Origin of the sequence: Streptomyces bottropensis ATCC 25435 (assembly GCF_000383595.1) — a bacterium.
Taxonomy (GTDB): domain Bacteria; phylum Actinomycetota; class Actinomycetes; order Streptomycetales; family Streptomycetaceae; genus Streptomyces; species Streptomyces bottropensis.
Genome location: NZ_KB911581.1, coordinates 195,305 through 209,567, shown reverse-complemented (window position 1 = coordinate 209,567; position 14,263 = coordinate 195,305). Strand labels below are relative to the sequence as shown.

12 protein-coding genes are annotated in these 14,263 nt (G+C 73.0%); 7 read left to right on the top strand and 5 right to left on the bottom strand.

The window, feature by feature from the left end:
* Positions 1-48: 48 nt before the first annotated feature.
* Entirely contained in the window at positions 49-951 is a 903-nt protein-coding gene (locus STRBO_RS0100935; protein WP_005483296.1) for a LysR family transcriptional regulator, read from the bottom strand.
* Positions 952-1,043: 92 nt separating this feature from the next.
* On the opposite strand from STRBO_RS0100935, the gene STRBO_RS0100930 reads away from it, so the two are divergent.
* On the top strand, positions 1,044-1,958 hold the full coding sequence (locus STRBO_RS0100930; RefSeq protein ID WP_005483295.1) for a PhzF family phenazine biosynthesis isomerase: 915 nt from the start codon (positions 1,044-1,046) through the stop codon (positions 1,956-1,958).
* 218 nt (positions 1,959-2,176) lie between these two features.
* Positions 2,177-3,664, top strand: a complete 1,488-nt coding sequence (locus tag STRBO_RS0100925; RefSeq protein WP_028796404.1) for an MFS transporter — start codon at positions 2,177-2,179, stop codon at positions 3,662-3,664.
* Between the two features lie 182 nt (positions 3,665-3,846).
* On the opposite strand, the gene STRBO_RS0100920 is transcribed toward STRBO_RS0100925, so the two are convergent.
* Positions 3,847-5,676 carry a lysyl oxidase family protein gene (locus STRBO_RS0100920; RefSeq protein WP_028796403.1) on the bottom strand — a complete coding sequence of 610 codons (1,830 nt, stop codon included), beginning with the start codon at positions 5,674-5,676 and terminating at the stop codon, positions 3,847-3,849.
* Positions 5,677-6,060: 384 nt separating this feature from the next.
* Between STRBO_RS0100920 and STRBO_RS0100915 the strand changes: the two genes are divergently transcribed.
* Positions 6,061-7,104: an SCO2400 family protein gene (locus STRBO_RS0100915; RefSeq protein WP_005483283.1), complete on the top strand. Its 1,044-nt coding sequence runs from the start codon at positions 6,061-6,063 to the stop codon at positions 7,102-7,104.
* A 35-nt stretch (positions 7,105-7,139) separates the two neighbouring features.
* On the opposite strand, the gene STRBO_RS0100910 is transcribed toward STRBO_RS0100915, so the two are convergent.
* Positions 7,140-7,616, bottom strand: a complete 477-nt coding sequence (locus STRBO_RS0100910) for a MarR family winged helix-turn-helix transcriptional regulator (protein WP_005483281.1) — start codon at positions 7,614-7,616, stop codon at positions 7,140-7,142.
* A gap of 156 nt (positions 7,617-7,772) precedes the next feature.
* Between STRBO_RS0100910 and STRBO_RS0100905 the strand changes: the two genes are divergently transcribed.
* The gene (locus STRBO_RS0100905; protein ID WP_005483279.1) at positions 7,773-9,059 is read left to right on the top strand and encodes a cytochrome P450; all 1,287 of its coding nucleotides are present in this window, start codon (positions 7,773-7,775) and stop codon (positions 9,057-9,059) included.
* A gap of 43 nt (positions 9,060-9,102) precedes the next feature.
* Positions 9,103-9,303: a ferredoxin gene (locus STRBO_RS0100900; protein ID WP_005483277.1), complete on the top strand. Its 201-nt coding sequence runs from the start codon at positions 9,103-9,105 to the stop codon at positions 9,301-9,303.
* Between the two features lie 28 nt (positions 9,304-9,331).
* Here STRBO_RS0100900 and STRBO_RS0100895 read toward each other — a convergent pair whose 3' ends face one another.
* Positions 9,332-11,503 carry a TerD family protein gene (locus tag STRBO_RS0100895; RefSeq protein WP_005483275.1) on the bottom strand — a complete coding sequence of 724 codons (2,172 nt, stop codon included), beginning with the start codon at positions 11,501-11,503 and terminating at the stop codon, positions 9,332-9,334.
* Positions 11,504-11,735: 232 nt separating this feature from the next.
* Between STRBO_RS0100895 and STRBO_RS0100890 the strand changes: the two genes are divergently transcribed.
* Positions 11,736-13,130 carry an alpha/beta fold hydrolase gene (locus STRBO_RS0100890; RefSeq protein ID WP_037626884.1) on the top strand — a complete coding sequence of 465 codons (1,395 nt, stop codon included), beginning with the start codon at positions 11,736-11,738 and terminating at the stop codon, positions 13,128-13,130.
* Positions 13,131-13,253: 123 nt separating this feature from the next.
* On the opposite strand, the gene STRBO_RS0100885 is transcribed toward STRBO_RS0100890, so the two are convergent.
* Complete coding sequence (locus STRBO_RS0100885) at positions 13,254-13,853, bottom strand: hypothetical protein (RefSeq protein WP_005483271.1); 600 nt, start codon at positions 13,851-13,853, stop codon at positions 13,254-13,256.
* A gap of 189 nt (positions 13,854-14,042) precedes the next feature.
* Here STRBO_RS0100885 and STRBO_RS0100880 point away from each other — a divergent pair, with 189 nt between their 5' ends.
* Positions 14,043-14,240 carry a hypothetical protein gene (locus tag STRBO_RS0100880; RefSeq protein WP_020113620.1) on the top strand — a complete coding sequence of 66 codons (198 nt, stop codon included), beginning with the start codon at positions 14,043-14,045 and terminating at the stop codon, positions 14,238-14,240.
* The last annotated feature ends 23 nt before the right edge of the window (positions 14,241-14,263 follow it).

Below are 14,263 nucleotides of genomic sequence, written 5' to 3'. Positions count from 1 at the left end.
CCCGCCCGGCGGCCTCCCGGCCCCGGCGCCGGCGCCGGGAGGCCGCCCTCAGGCGGCCAACTGCCGTACCAGTTCCCGGGCGAACGCCTCCGTCGCCGGGGCCGTCCAGCGTCTGCGGTGCCGGGCCAGCCGTACGGGGACATCGGCGAAGACGGGCCCCCGCACCCTCGTCAGCCGCCCCTGCCCCAGATAGTCCTCCACGGTCGTCAGCGGCAGCAGCGTCAGACCCAGGCCGGCGGCGGCGCAGGACCGTGCCGCGTCCGCGCTGCCGAACCGGGTGAGCCGGGGCCCGGACCCGGCCCCGGACCCGGGGACGGCGAGCAGCCGCCGCTCCAGCGCGTCGCTGTACGCACAGCCCTGCTCCAACAGGAAGAAGCTCTCCTTCGCCAGCCGCGCCCAGGTGGCCGGGCGCGTGCGTGCCGCGAGCGGGTGGTGGGGCGCGCACACGAGGGCGAGCGGTTCGTGCGCGACCGGCTCGGCGGTGACCTCCGGAAAGTCGGCCTCGCTCGCCAGCAGCAGCGCCAGATCCAGCCGCCCGGCCCGCAGCCCCTCGACACACTCCGCCGTACCGGCCGCGTGCAGGTCGACGTCCACCTCGGGGTGGCGGGCGCGCAGGGCCGCGATCACGCCGGGCAGCCTGGTCGCGCACAGGGACTCCGGGGTGCCGACCCGCACCCGCCCCCGTACGACGCCGTCGCCCTCCCGGCCGGCGGCCCGCAGTCGCGCCACGGCGTCGAGAATCTCCTCCGCCCCTTCCAGCAGACGCCGGCCCGCGTCGGTGAGCACCGTGCCCGTGGGAAGCCGGTCGAAGAGGCGGGTGCCCAACTCCCTCTCCAGGGTGCGGATGTGCACGGTGACCGTCGACTGGGCGAGGTGCAGTTCGGCGGCGGCGGCGGTGAAGCCGCCGGTCCGGGCGAGGGTGGTGAAGGTGAGCAGAAGTCGGGTGTCCACGGCGCCAGCCTAGGCCGCCCATCGGGTTTCGCGATCGTCCGGATCGAAATCGATCGTTGGACTCGATCGTCGTACAGTGACAGCGTGGAGCCATGACCCACGACGCGCACGTGACGAGCCCGCTGTCCCGCCCCGAGAACGCCACGCCGCAGAACCCGGCTCCCGAGGTCCTGCGCTACGCCGCCTTCACCCGTGACCCGGCGGGCGGCAACCGGGCCGGGGTGGTGCTCGACGCCTCCCGGCTCGACGACGCGGCGATGCTCGCGGTCGCCGCCGAGGTGGGCTACTCGGAGACGGCCTTCGTCACCGCCGCCGACGAGAGCGCGCGCCGCTTCCGGGTGCGGTACTTCAGCCCGCTCGCCGAGGTGGCCTTCTGCGGTCACGCGACCGTCGCCCTGGCCGTGGCGCTCGCCGAGCGGCTGGGTCCCGGCGAGATCCTCCTGGACACCCCGGCGGGCGAGATCCCCGTCGCCACCGCGCTCGACGACTCCGACGGCACGGTCCGCGCCACCCTGACCAGCGTGCCGGCCCGTTCCCGCCCCGCCACGGCCGCCGAACTGGACGCGGCCCTCGACGCCCTCGGCTGGTCCCCCGACGACCTCGACCCGGCGCTCCCGCCGCACGTGGCCTTCGGCGGCGTCGAGCACCTGGTCCTGGCCGCCGGCTCGCGCGCCCGCCTCGCGGACCTGGACTACGACTTCGACGGCCTCGCGGAGATCATGCGGCGGCACGCCTGGACGACCGTGCACCTGGTGTGGCGCGAGTCGCCGGACCACTTCCACGCCCGGGACCCGTTCCCCGTGGGCGGTGTCGTGGAGGACCCGGCGACGGGTGCGGCTGCGGCTGCCTTCGGCGGCTACCTCCGCGCCCTCGGCCTGGTCACAGCCCCGGCCACGGTCACCATCCGCCAGGGCGAGGACATGGGCCGCCCGAGCGACCTGCGCGTCGACGTGCCCCCCGAGGACCCCCGCACGCGGGTCACGGGCCGGGCGGTCCCGATCGGCTGACCCCTTCCCCGGCGGCTCGGCCGCCTCTTCCCCGGCCGGCCGAGCCGCCTCTGCTCGCCGGCCGGGGTCTCCGCCGGTCGAGGTTCCCGCCGGGCCGGCCGACCCACATTTAACTTGCGTAAGTCAATCAATCTATCTATGGTTGAGTAAGTCAAGCAAGGAGAGTGTCCGACGACCTCTTCCTCCTCCCGCCCCTCGCTCCTGACGGAGGCTCCGCCATGTCCCACACCCCTGCCCGACCCGCCGCCGCGGGGGCCGGCCTCCCGCCGCGGCCGAACGCCGTGGTGGCGGTGCTGGCGCTGGCCGGGATCGTCGTCGCGCTGATGCAGACACTGGTCATCCCGATCGTGCCGGAGCTGCCGAAGCTGCTGGACGCTCCCGCGTCGGACACCGCGTGGGCGGTGACGGCGACCCTGCTCGCGGCGGCCGTGGCGACGCCCGTCGTCGGACGGCTCGGCGACATGTTCGGCAAGCGGCGGATGCTGCTGCTCAGCATCGTGCTGCTGGTGTCCGGCTCCGTGGTCTGCGCGCTGGCCGACTCGCTCGTCCCGATGATCATCGGCCGGGGTCTGCAGGGGCTGGCGGCCGCCGTCATCCCGCTCGGCATCAGCGTCATGCGGGACGTCCTGCCCGCCGAGCGCCTCGCCGGGTCGACCGCGCTGATGAGCGCCTCGCTGGGCGTCGGCGGCGCGCTCGGTCTGCCCGCCGCCGCGTTCATCGCGGACAACTGGGACTGGCACCTGCTCTTCTGGACCTCCGCCGCGCTGGGCGCCGTGTCCTTCCTGCTGGTCCTGCTGGTCGTACCGGAGTCGACGGTGCGCACCGGCGGCCGTTTCGACCTGGTCGGGTCGCTCGGGCTGTCCGCCGGACTGGTCTCGCTGCTGCTGGCCGTCTCCAAGGGCGGCGACTGGGGCTGGACCAGCGGCACGACGCTGGGACTGTTCGCCGCCGCGGTCGTCGTCCTCGCCTCCTGGGGCCTCTACGAGCTGAAGGCCAGGCAGCCGCTGGTCGATCTGCGGACCACCGCCCGGCCGCAGGTGCTGTTCACCAACCTGGCCTCGGTCGCGCTCGGCTTCTCGATGTTCGCCATGTCGCTGGTCCTGCCGCAGCTCCTCCAGCTGCCCGAGCAGACCGGCTACGGCCTCGGCAGGTCCATGATGACCGTCGGCCTGGTGCTGGCCCCGCAGGGTCTGGTGATGATGGCCATGTCCGCCGTGTCCGCCGGGCTCACCAAGGCCAAGGGGCCGAAGGTGACGCTGATGGCCGGCGCGCTGATCGTCGCCGCCGGGTACGGGCTGAACATCGTCCTGATGAGCGAGGTCTGGCACCTCGTCCTGGTGTCCTGCGTCATCGGCGGCGGTATCGGCTTCACCTACGGCGCGATGCCCGCACTGATCATGGGTGCCGTGCCGGAGTCCGAGACGGCCGCCGCCAACAGCCTCAACACGCTGATGCGCTCCCTCGGCACCTCGTTCGCCGGCGCCCTCGCCGGCGTCATCCTCGCCCAGATGACCACCGACTTCGGCGGTTACGCCCTGCCCTCGGAGAACGGCTTCAAGGTCGTCATGGCCATCGGCGCCGGCGCCGCCCTCCTCGCCTTCGTCCTCGCGTCCTTCATCCCGAAGCGCCGCCCGGCCGCCCTCGCCCCGGCCGGCGAGGGCCCCGCCGAGGAGCGGACGGAGATCGCCGGGGCGGCCAAGGCCTGACGCCCCGCGCGGCCCCTCTCATGACGACGACCCCCAGGCCCGGGAGCCTGGGGGTCGTCGCCGCCTGAGGAGGAGCCCGCGTCGCCACGACGGGTGCGTCACGGCCCTCGCGTCAGGACACGCGCTTCAGGACACGTGCGTCAGGACACGTGCGTCAGGACACGTGCGTCAGGACACGTGCGTCACGGCGCGGTGATCAGGTGGTGCGGCGGAACCTTCACCGTGCGGGCGCCCGGGGTACCACCCAGGATCACCTTGCGCAGGGCGACGTTGTTCTTGTGGTTGGTCTCCTGGAGACGGTTCTCCGGGTTGGCGATGACCTGGATGTAGTACGTGCCGTTCGGCAGGTCGGTGATCTCGAAGGACTGGCCGGGACGGTACTGGGTGTACGTGTCGCCGGAGCCGACGTCGAGGACCTCACGCACGGAGATGGCGTCCTGCGAACCGCACGCGGTGGACAGGTCGGTGTTGTCCGGGTCCCAGTTGGCGTTCTTCACCGTGTAGTCGATGGCGTCGGTGTTGGCCAGGCAGAACGCCTCCTTGCCCGAGCGCACCTCCTTGGTCTTGTCCGCGCTGAGCAGGCGGTAGCTGGCGAAGTCCGTGAAGTGCCAGTGCTCGTGGCCCTCGCGCGGGTCCCACTCCATGGTGCCGGTGGGGGCGTAGCCGATCTGCTTGCCCTTGGCGTCGTAGAAGTACTGGTAGGCGTCCATCAGGTCGGCGCCGGGCTTGCGGAAGCCGTCGACGACGAGGGGCGCGGGGCCGGCGTTCCAGACGTTGGCGCTGAAGGCGAGGTAGTCCTTGCCGGCCACGTCGCCGTCCTCGCCGTCGGTGATGGCGATGTCCCAGGCGGGCAGCGACCGCAGGTCCGGCTTGGGGACGCTCTTCGCGACGCCCGCCTTGCCGGTGGGCCGCTTGGCGTTGGCCTTCAGGGCGGGCGCGATGCGGGAGCCGTCGGTGTGGCCGGCGCCGTCGCCCAGGTGCTTGGCGATGCCCCGGTCGACGAGGGCGAAGGGAAGCTCCGGCGGGGTCGGGGCGTCGGCGCCGCGCGGGCCGTAGTGGTGATTGCCCTGGGCCGGCTGACCGGCCGGGGCCGACTGCGCGGAGTGGCCGGCGCCGTGGCCGCCGTGACCGCCGTGGTGGGAGGAGGACGAGGACGTCGAGGGGGCCAGGCCCGCGCCGCCGCCGTCGCCCTCGTCACCCTTGTCCTCCCGCACCGTCACCTTGATGGTCGGCCGGGTGTCGGGAATGCCGAACAGGTCGCGGTACTTCTTCGCCACGCCCACCTTGGCCGTGTACTCGCCCTCCGGCAGCTGCACCTCGTCCTCGCCGTAGTACGAGGTGGTGGTGTTGGCGGCCCAGCCCTTCTCGACGCCCCACACCGAGCCCAGCGTCCACGGGTTGGTGGAGCAGCTCTGCGGATAGTGGTTGGTCGACGGGGCGTCCGGCCGGATCCGGCCCGACGCGTTGTTCGGGCAGAAGTTCTGCTTCTTCTTCAGGACCTCCTTCCCGGACGCGTCCTTGACCGAGACCTCCAGGAAGCCGGTCAGCCCGGAGAAGTCGCTGACGGTCCCCTTGGGCAGGGTCTTCGTCTTCACGGTCTTGCCGTTGCGCAGGATCTGCTGGGCGACGATCGGGTCCTTGTACGACTTCCGCGTCACCCGGAACTCCAGGGGGGCGTTGTCGATCGTGAGGTACGTGCCCAGCTGCAGCTGGACACCCTCGTCCCACTCGTAGCGGGTGAGGGTCACGGACTTCGACGCGGCGATCAGTTTGAGCTGCGGCTTGCCGGGCGTGGCGGCGGGCGCCGCGCCGGCGCCGGGGGCGGCACCGGCCACGGCGGCCACCACGGTGAGGGACGCCAGGGCCGCGAGGCCGGGGCGCTTCAGGCGGCTGAGGCGGTGCTGGCCGGTCTGTACGGCCGCTCCCTCCGGTGCCCCGTCGTTCCCCGGATTCGGGCTGTTCGTCGGACTGGTCATCTGGCTGGTCATCGGTTCCTCGTCTGCGAGTGCCATGGTCGGTGGCATCGGACTGGACAACCCACGGACGACGGCCGGTGGCACGGACGCACCCCAACACGCCTCGGCCGACCGGACTCGAACCCTCCGCCCTGTGAGCAATCTGTGAGACCGGTAAATGACGTGTGCGGGTTGCCTGTTGCGGCGGAATTCGACGAAAGGAGCGGTGAACACGCGGCACACACATGCCGGTACATCCCTGCGGGACGGTCGCCAAGTCCCCGGCGAATCCACGCAGGAGCGTCACACAGCCTGCACACAGCTCTGAGAATGCCTCGTTAGCGTTGCTGACCGCTCGATCCGCTCGATCCCACGTGCGAACGTGACGTGGCCGGGCCGCGGCCCGGCGGGTCGACGGCGTGTCAACACAGGAAGACCTCGATGGACTACTGCTCCTCATGTCGCCGACATCTCAACGGTGCCCTCGTGTGTCCCGGGTGCGGCGCCTACGCGCCGGACATAGCCCCGGCCACGATCGACAGCCATGTCGCCCCGCCCCGGCCCGCCGGGGCGACGACCGGGTCGGTGATGCTCCCCGCCTGGGGTTACGGGGTGGCGGAGGGGGGCGGGTACGACGGTCCGGTGGAGGGATTCCCGGCGGACGCGCCCGTGTCCGGCACCGGGAGCGCCCACCTCGACGCCGACGTGACCGCGGACATGGACACGGACACGGACACGGACGTGGACGTGGACGTGGACACGGAGGGCGTTCCGGTGACGCCGCACGGCCGGGCCGCTCGGCGGCGCCAGCTGGCGCGGTGGAAGAAGAACCAGCGCCGGGCCGTGGTCGCGACCGCGGTCGCGCTGGTCGGCGGCGGTCTGACCGTGCTGGGGATGGACCGGCAGTCCACCGACCGCACCCAGGCGGCCACGGCACCGGATGCCGAGAACCTGGGCTCCGTCGAGGAGCAGGGCTCGCAGCGCGGCCGTACGCCGGCGACGGAGACCGACGACGCCCGGCGCACCGCGGACGCCCCCACCCCGTGGACTCCGTCCGGCGACACCCCGCGCGACCGTTCCGCCGCGAACAGGTCCGGCTCCCGCGCCGAGCACCCCAACGCGCCCCACACGGCGTCGGCCACGCCGTCCGCCGAACGCGCGCGGACCGGCACCTCGGGCAAGGGCGGGACGGCCGCCGACACGAGCACCGACACCGGCAGCCCGACGGACGGGGCGACGACACCCCCGGCCACCGGTGATTCCGGCAACTCCGGCGGCTCCGGCTCCTCGTCGGACACCGGCACGGGTACGGGTACCGGCTCGGACACCGGTACCGGTGCGGACTCGGGCAACGGCAACGGCAACGACAACAGCTCGGGTACGGGCAACGGCAACGGCACCGGCGCGTCCGACGGTTCGAGCTCCGACACGGCGACGACGTCACCCTCGGGGCTGTGCCTGCTCGGGTTGGTGTGCGTGAGCTGACGAGGACGACCGGCGCGGTCGGTGGTCGGCGGCCTTCAGTGCTCGTCGGCCATCGGGCGTGGCCAGGAACGTCCGCTGACGCGTTCGATGTCGGTGTTGAACCGCTCCAGGTCGGCGACGAAGCGCCGGAGGCGTTCGGCGGGCCAGTCGGCGATGACGCCGGTGACGCCGGTGACGAACTCCTCGCGCTGGGCCGCCAGACGCGCCGACCCCTCGTCGGTGACACGGAACTTGCGGGCCACTCCCCCGTCGGGGTCGAGGGTCCGCTCGACCAGGCCCTCCCGCAGGAGCGCCGAGGTCTGCCGGGTGAACGTGGACGCGTTGAACCCGAACGCCTCCACGAAGTCCGGGATGGACATGGGCCCTTGGGCCTCAAGTCTGGTGAGCAGCACATAGGCGCTGCGGTCCAGGGCACCGCCGTCGCGGACGCCGCGGGGCGTCGACGTCTCACGGTTCCGGGTAAGGATCAGCAGCTCCCGCTCGATGCGCTCCCCCGCCTCTCGGGCATCCACCGCTCTCCTCCTGACTCTCCGGCCTTCGTCGACCCCTCACAGCCTACGTCGAGATTGCGCCATGCACAGATAGTGCATGATGCACTGTTGATGCACGATGCACTACCTGTGTAGCGTGCATTGCCATCTCCCCTTCCCCCACCAGGAGATGCCTAGATGAGCCAGATCGAGACGAGCGACGACACGACGAGCGGCAACACGACGGGCGCCAAGGCGACGGACGGCGAGGTGGTCCGGCTGCCGATGACCGGTGACGGCCCCCTGGACCCGCCCGCCGCCTGGGAGCGGCTGCGCGCGCGGTGCCCGGTGGCCACGGTCGAGCTGCCCAGCGGCGACCGGGCGAAGTTCGTGAGCCGTTACGACGACGTCCGCACCCTCCTCGCCGACGCCCGCTTCACCCGCCCGCGCGCCGGGGACGACGCCGCGCGTCTGTCCGCCGACGGCTCGGGCGGCGTCGCGGCCGACGCGTCACCGGAGTACGCGCTGGCGATCCCGGAGACCGGCGAGCCGCACCTGCGCTGGCGGCGCCAGGTGGGCCGGTACTTCACCGCGAAACGCATGGCGGCCCTGCGCCCGGGCATGACGCGGATCGCCGAGGCCCTGCTCGACGACATGATCGAGCGCGGGCAGCCCGCCGACCTCAAGGCGGCCCTCGGCTTCCCGCTCCCGGTGTACGTCATCTGCGACCTGCTCGGCGCGCCGGCCGAGGACCGGGACCGCTTCTCGCGCTGGTCGGACGCGTTCCTGAACGTCAGCCGTTTTTCGAAGGAGGAGACGGGGACGGCGTTCACGCAGTTCGCGCGCTACATGGCCGACCTCGTCGCGGCCAAGCGGGCCGAGCCCGGCGAGGACCTGCTGAGCATGCTGATCGTGGACAGCGCCGCGCTGCCGGAGGCCGAGCGACTCACCGACGCCGAACTCCTCGCCACCGGCATGGGGTTGCTGGTGGCCGGCCACGAGACCACCGCCAACATGATCGGCAAGATGGCCGCGCTGCTGCTGGCCGACCGGGGCCGGTGGGAGCAGCTGCTGGCCGACCCCGCGCTCGTCCGTACGGCGGTGGAGGAGGTGCTGCGCTTCGACGCCAACCTCAGCGCCTTCGGGATGCGGCGCTATCTGAGCGAGGACGTGGACCTCGGCGGGGAGCTGCTGCCCGGCGGCACCACGGTGTTCTGCGGGATGTCCTCCGCCAACCGGGACGTCCGCGTGTTCGCCGCCCCGGACGAGATGGACCTGACCCGCAGCCCCAACCCGCACCTCACCTTCGGCGCCGGGCCCCACTCCTGCCTCGGTCAGGCCCTCGCCCGCACCGAGCTGCAGGTCGTCCTCGAAGTCCTCCTGCGCAGACTGCCCACGCTCGAACTGGCCGTCCCCGCGGACGAGTTGCGCAAGGTCGAGGGCCTCCTCGTCGGGGGCCTGCGCGACGTACCGGTGCGCTGGTGAGCCCCGCCGAGCGGCCCCGCCGGCCGGGCAGGAGGGACCCCGCGTGAAGGTCCGCGTCGACGAGACGACCTGCTGCGGCGCCGGTCAGTGCGTCCTGATCGCCCCCGAGGTCTTCGACCAACGCGACGAGGACGGCGTCGTCGTCCTCCTCACCCCGGCCCCCGCCCCACCGCACCACCCGGCGGTCCGCGAGGCGGCGGCCGTCTGCCCGGCGGCGGCGATCACCCTCGACGAGGAGACGTAGCCCATCGGGCGGGGCCCGAGCCCGCGGGTCAGCCGGCGGCGGGGACGGTCCGTTCCTCGGCGGGGTTCCGGCGGGTGGCCGGGCGGTCGAGGTGGGTCACCACCGAGGCGTAGAACCGGTGCACGGCGTCGTCGACGCTGCGGATGAAACCGGACTCGGCGTTGCCCCGGGTGCTGCCCATGCCCTTGAACAGGGACAGCCGGAAGCCGGTGATCTGCGCCCCGTTCGCCGGGAGCAGGTCCGCCGGCTCGGGGCGCAGCCGTTCCAGGGTGCCTCGGGGGCCGCCGGACTCGCCCTCGACGAGCGTCTCGACATGAAGGTCCGCCGGCGCCTCGGCCAGCCGCCTGACCAGGCGCTTGGCCCAGTTGAGCGGGTAGCCCTGCTCGGGTGCCGGGATCTCGATGGACGTACGCAGCTTGCCCGTCCGCAGATCGGCGCTGAGCGCGAGGACACCCGGAGTCCCCTCGATGCGCACCTCCGACTGCAGCATCCCCCGCAGACACAGCTCGTCCGCCATCTGCGCGCGCCGGACCCCGGGGTCGGTGCCGCGCCTGGCCCGGCGGACCGGGAGCACCTTCTGGCCGAGTTCACCGCCTAGTCCCAGGCAGACCTGGCGGATGAGCCGCTCCCAGCTCTCGACCACCTCCAGCGTGCGCGGGTCGCCCTGGCAGAGCGTCTCGTCGTCGATGCCGTTGCGGACGGGGACCCAGGCCGCGCCCATGTTCTGGAAGCCGTGGCAGCCGGAGTTCTCGTGCTGGAGGTAGTACAGGAGCTCCTGGAGCAGCCAGGCGTGCGCGCTGTTGCCGACGCCCTCGTGCCGGATGAGCATCTGGGCCTGATGCGTGGCCTCGGCCCAGGACAGGTGCCAGAGGGCGACCTTGTGCTTGCGGCGGCCGTCGATCTTGACCTCGACGAGCGGGCTGCCCTCCAGCGCGACGTCGTTGGACAGCGTGATCACGGCCTCGTAGCCACGGCGTGCGGCGATGTCCATGTACGCCTGCACCTGCTCGGCCCTGAGGGCGTTGCCGTTGGTCTTGGTCTCCAGCAGCGCCGTCCACAGCTTGCCGGCCCGCTCGACCCGGATCACCCCGTCCGGGCGCCTCGGCGTCTCGCCGTGCGGCAGGGAGACCTCCGTGAACGTCTCCGTCCGGCCCGCCGGGGCCCCGAACGCGGCGGTCAGCCTCCTGCCGAACTCCGGCACCTGCGCCATCACCGACAGCAGCACCGAGGTGGCCCGCATCTCGCGGTCGCGGTCGCTCTTCAGCGCCGACACCGGGAAGAGCCGGGCTTCCCGCCAGGAGTCGTTCTCCGCAAGGGACTTCTTCACCGCCTTGGGCAGCGTGACCTTCTTCTTGGCCGTACGGGGGCGCGCGGACGCCTTCTTCGGCCCGGTCGGCTCCGCGTCCTCGCCGGGCTGCCGGGGCGCGGGGACGCCGGGGAGGCCCGCCGCGGCGGGTGACGCCTGCTCGACGGCCGCGGTCGCCGGCGCGGTCGTGGCCCCGGTCCCCTCGGCCCCCATGCCCGTGCCCATGCCCGTGCCGGTGCCCGGGTCTGCGCCCATGCCCGCGCCCTCGTCGACGTCGGCCCCGGCGCCGGTCTCGCCCTCGGTCCCCGTGCCGGTCGTCCCGGTCAACTCACCCGTGTCGTCGTCCTCACGCGCGTCGTCGATGTCGACGCCGAAGTCCGTCGCGAGGCCCGCCAGGCCGGTGTCGTACCCCTGGCCCACGGCCCGGAACTTCCACTCGCCCGCCCGGCGGTACAGCTCGCCGAAGATGAACGCGCTCACCGATCCGGCGTCGTCGATCGCGAACCGGAGCAGCCCCTCGCCGGAGCCGTCCGCCAACGTCACGCGCAGGTCGTCGAGTTCGCCGAAGCGCGCGTCCTCGTAGCGGCTCGCGGCGACGACGATGCGCTCGACGTCCGCCGGGATCGCCGTCAGGTCGAAGACGATCTGGTCCTCGCTGCCCTCCCCGGCGGGCTTCTTGCCCAGGAGCTGCACACTGCCGTCGGCGGCCACCGGGTTGTTGTAGAAGTAGAAGTCGCTGTCGCCGCGCACCTTTCCGTGCTCGCCGAGCATGACCGAGACGTCCGCGTCGCCCTCGCCGGTCGAACTGGCCCACCCCAGCGTCACGCTCACCGAGTCGACGTTCTCGCTCAGCCCCGCCAACCCGACGTTGGCGCCCTTGACCATCTCGTGCATGAAGTCCCCAATCCCCGCACACGGGCATGCCGGGCCCCCTGCGCCCGCCACCCACTCCCCATGTGACATGCCGCACATTCGACGCAGGCGAAACTCTAGTGCGCCACGGGCCGACATACGCCGATCCGCCGGAAACCGTCCGATCCGGTGCCCCGGTGATCGGCCCGCGCGCCCGCCGGGGGAAGCTGGGGCCGGTGTCGTTACCCCCCAACTTCCAAGGAGACGACCGGAGATGACGAAGCGTCTGGCGCGTAGAGCGGTGTTGCGTGGTGGGCTTGGCGGAGGGCTGGTGCTCGCGGGCATCGGGGCCGGGGGCGGACATGCCTCGGCCGCCGTCCGCCGGGACGGTGAGGCGTATGTGCCGATCGCGGCCGGGGCCGGGGGCGGACCCGTCGGGAGCGACCGGGTGCATGTGCTGAAGGTGGGGCCGCGGGACACGGGGACCGTGCTGGTGCTGGTGCCGGGGATGTTCGGCGCGGCGAACGACTTCCGGCTGATGGCCCGGGACCTGGTGGCCTCGGTGCCCGGGGTCCAGGTGTGGGCCGTCGACCGGCGCGAGGAGAACCTCGCCGACCGGAGCGGCTTCGAGGGCGGCCACGGGGACCCCGCCGGGTACTACCTCGACGGGCGGTACCGGACGCTGGAGCCCGCCGACGCCGGGTACTTCGGGCGGTGGGGGCTGCGGCAGACCCTCGACGACCTGCGGTGCGTCGTGCGCGCCGCGCGCGCGGGCGGGCGGCGGCGGGTCGTGCTCGGCGGGCACTCCTGGGGCGCGACCACCGCGATGGCGTACGCGGCCTGGGACTTCGGCGGGCGGCCCGGCTACCGGGATCTCGCCGGGCTCGCGGTCCTCGACGGGGGCGTGCGCGGGGCGTTCGAGGGGAGCGGGACGCCCGTGCACGACTCGCCGGAGGAGGTGCGCGAGCGGCTCGCGGCGATCGCCGGCGGGCAGGTCTTCGACAGGGCCCTCAGCGCGGTCGGCCTCGGCGACCGGGCGGAGAGCACCCAGATCTGGTACCAGCTCGCCGGGTGGTACGCCCGGCACGACCCCGAGGGGCGGTCCGTCCTCCAGGAGCGGGTTCCCGAGGCGCTGCGGGTGCCGTTCCCGGTGACGAACGCCGCGCTGCTCGGCACCTTCGTCGACGCCGGCTTCGGCTGGCCGAACGACATCAGCGTCCACTCGGGACACCTCGCCGCCGAGGCCGATGCCGACGCCGCCGGCGTACGGGGGTGGGTCGACGCCGGGATCACACCGATCGGGCGGGTCGCCGAGGCGTACGCGGGGCCCATGCCCGGCGTGTGGGAGTGGTACTGGCCCGCGCGGCTCTCCGTCGACCTGGACGTGAGCGACGCCTACGCCGACACCGGCCTCGCCCGTTCCCTCGGTCTGCGCCTGCGCCACGCCCCCGGCCTGGACATACCCCTCTACGCCTTCCAGACCAGCGCCTACCGGGGCACCGCCGTGGAGAGCGCCCGCCGCGTCGTCGCCGAGTCCCGCGTCCCGTACGCCGCCTACGAGACCGACGAGGGCATGAACCACCTCGACCCGCTCTTCGCGGCCACGGCCCACAACACGGCCACGCACACGCTGGCGGCGTTCCTCGGGAGGGTGACGGGCGGACGGTGACCGCCGCTCGGTGACCGGCCGCGGGGCCGTGCGCGGGGCCGTGCGCGACGCGTCGGACGTGCACGGCCCCGCTCACTCCCCCCGCCCGGGAGCCGGGAGCCGGGAACCGGTGTCCGCACGGCGTCAGGAGAAGACGATCGGGCAGCCGCGTCGTAGCGCGTGCTGGGCGGCGCGCAGGTACAGGGCCACGTAGAAGGCCGTGTCGAGGTCGTCGGCCCACGGGCCGGGGCGCCGCGCGGTCAGCTTCGCGGCAGACCCGTCGAGGAGCCACGTGGTCAGATCCAGGTTGTCGCACATCTGTGGGGTCTCGGGCGGCAGTTGGACGACGGCCGCCAGCCGTTCCGCGAGCGCGAGCACCTGGGGAGCACCGGCGACCGTCGTCGACTCGGCGTAGCCGGACTCGACGCCGTCCAGCCGGATGTCCTCCTCCAGCGACAGCGGCACCAGCACCGTCCACCCGCAGAGGGTCTCCGTCTCCGCACGGGTGAGGTGCGCCTCGGCCAGCCGGAGGAAACCCTGCATCGGCGGGACGAGTTTCTCCTCGAAGGCGAGCCCCGAGCCCCGGACGAAGCCGGTCTCCTCAGGCATCGGCTCGAAGGCCGGCAGCCCCCGCCGCCGAAGCTCGTCGTTCAGCGCGGAAGCGACCCGCCCCCAGCCGTCCTCGGGCTCCTCCCCCGCCTCGAACCACTCCTGCCTGCCGAGGCTCACCATGTACATCCCCATGCCCGGAACGTACCGCGGGCCACTGACAACGGGGGTGCGACCGGAGGCAGCGGCAGCGCGCCCGAGCGGCGGGCCGGATCGTCGGCGGAACCTGCTCCCCCGTACACGCGTCTCCCCTGCCGTACAGCTGACCGAGGAGTACCGAGGAGTCCGGGACCGCCGACGCCACGGCCCCCACCACAGAGAGCGATGACCACCGTGCTCGTACTCGTCCTGTCCCTCCTGGTCCTGCTCGCCGTCGGCGGCGGCATCTGCGTCCACTGGACGGCGCGGGGCGACGCTCCGCTCTGGGCGCGCGGTGTGGCGGGGGCGACCGACGTGCTGAGTGAGCTGGTACTTAAGGCGAACAAGACCTCGTCCGACCGGAACGGCGACGGCGACGACTAGCTCGCAGCGGGGCGCGCGGGGGA

What these genes read in the sequence shown, in the direction of transcription:
- STRBO_RS0100915 (WP_005483283.1), top strand. Translation starts at nt 6,061, where the DNA reads ATGGACTACTGCTCCTCATGTCGCCGACATCTCAACGGTGCCCTCGTG.
- STRBO_RS0100920 (WP_028796403.1), bottom strand. Translation starts at nt 5,676, where the DNA reads ATGGCACTCGCAGACGAGGAACCGATGACCAGCCAGATGACCAGTCCG.
- STRBO_RS0100905 (WP_005483279.1), top strand. Translation starts at nt 7,773, where the DNA reads ATGAGCCAGATCGAGACGAGCGACGACACGACGAGCGGCAACACGACG.
- STRBO_RS0100890 (WP_037626884.1), top strand. Translation starts at nt 11,736, where the DNA reads ATGACGAAGCGTCTGGCGCGTAGAGCGGTGTTGCGTGGTGGGCTTGGC.
- STRBO_RS0100930 (WP_005483295.1), top strand. Translation starts at nt 1,044, where the DNA reads ATGACCCACGACGCGCACGTGACGAGCCCGCTGTCCCGCCCCGAGAAC.
- STRBO_RS0100895 (WP_005483275.1), bottom strand. Translation starts at nt 11,503, where the DNA reads ATGCACGAGATGGTCAAGGGCGCCAACGTCGGGTTGGCGGGGCTGAGC.
- STRBO_RS0100880 (WP_020113620.1), top strand. Translation starts at nt 14,043, where the DNA reads ATGACCACCGTGCTCGTACTCGTCCTGTCCCTCCTGGTCCTGCTCGCC.
- STRBO_RS0100925 (WP_028796404.1), top strand. Translation starts at nt 2,177, where the DNA reads ATGTCCCACACCCCTGCCCGACCCGCCGCCGCGGGGGCCGGCCTCCCG.
- STRBO_RS0100885 (WP_005483271.1), bottom strand. Translation starts at nt 13,853, where the DNA reads ATGGGGATGTACATGGTGAGCCTCGGCAGGCAGGAGTGGTTCGAGGCG.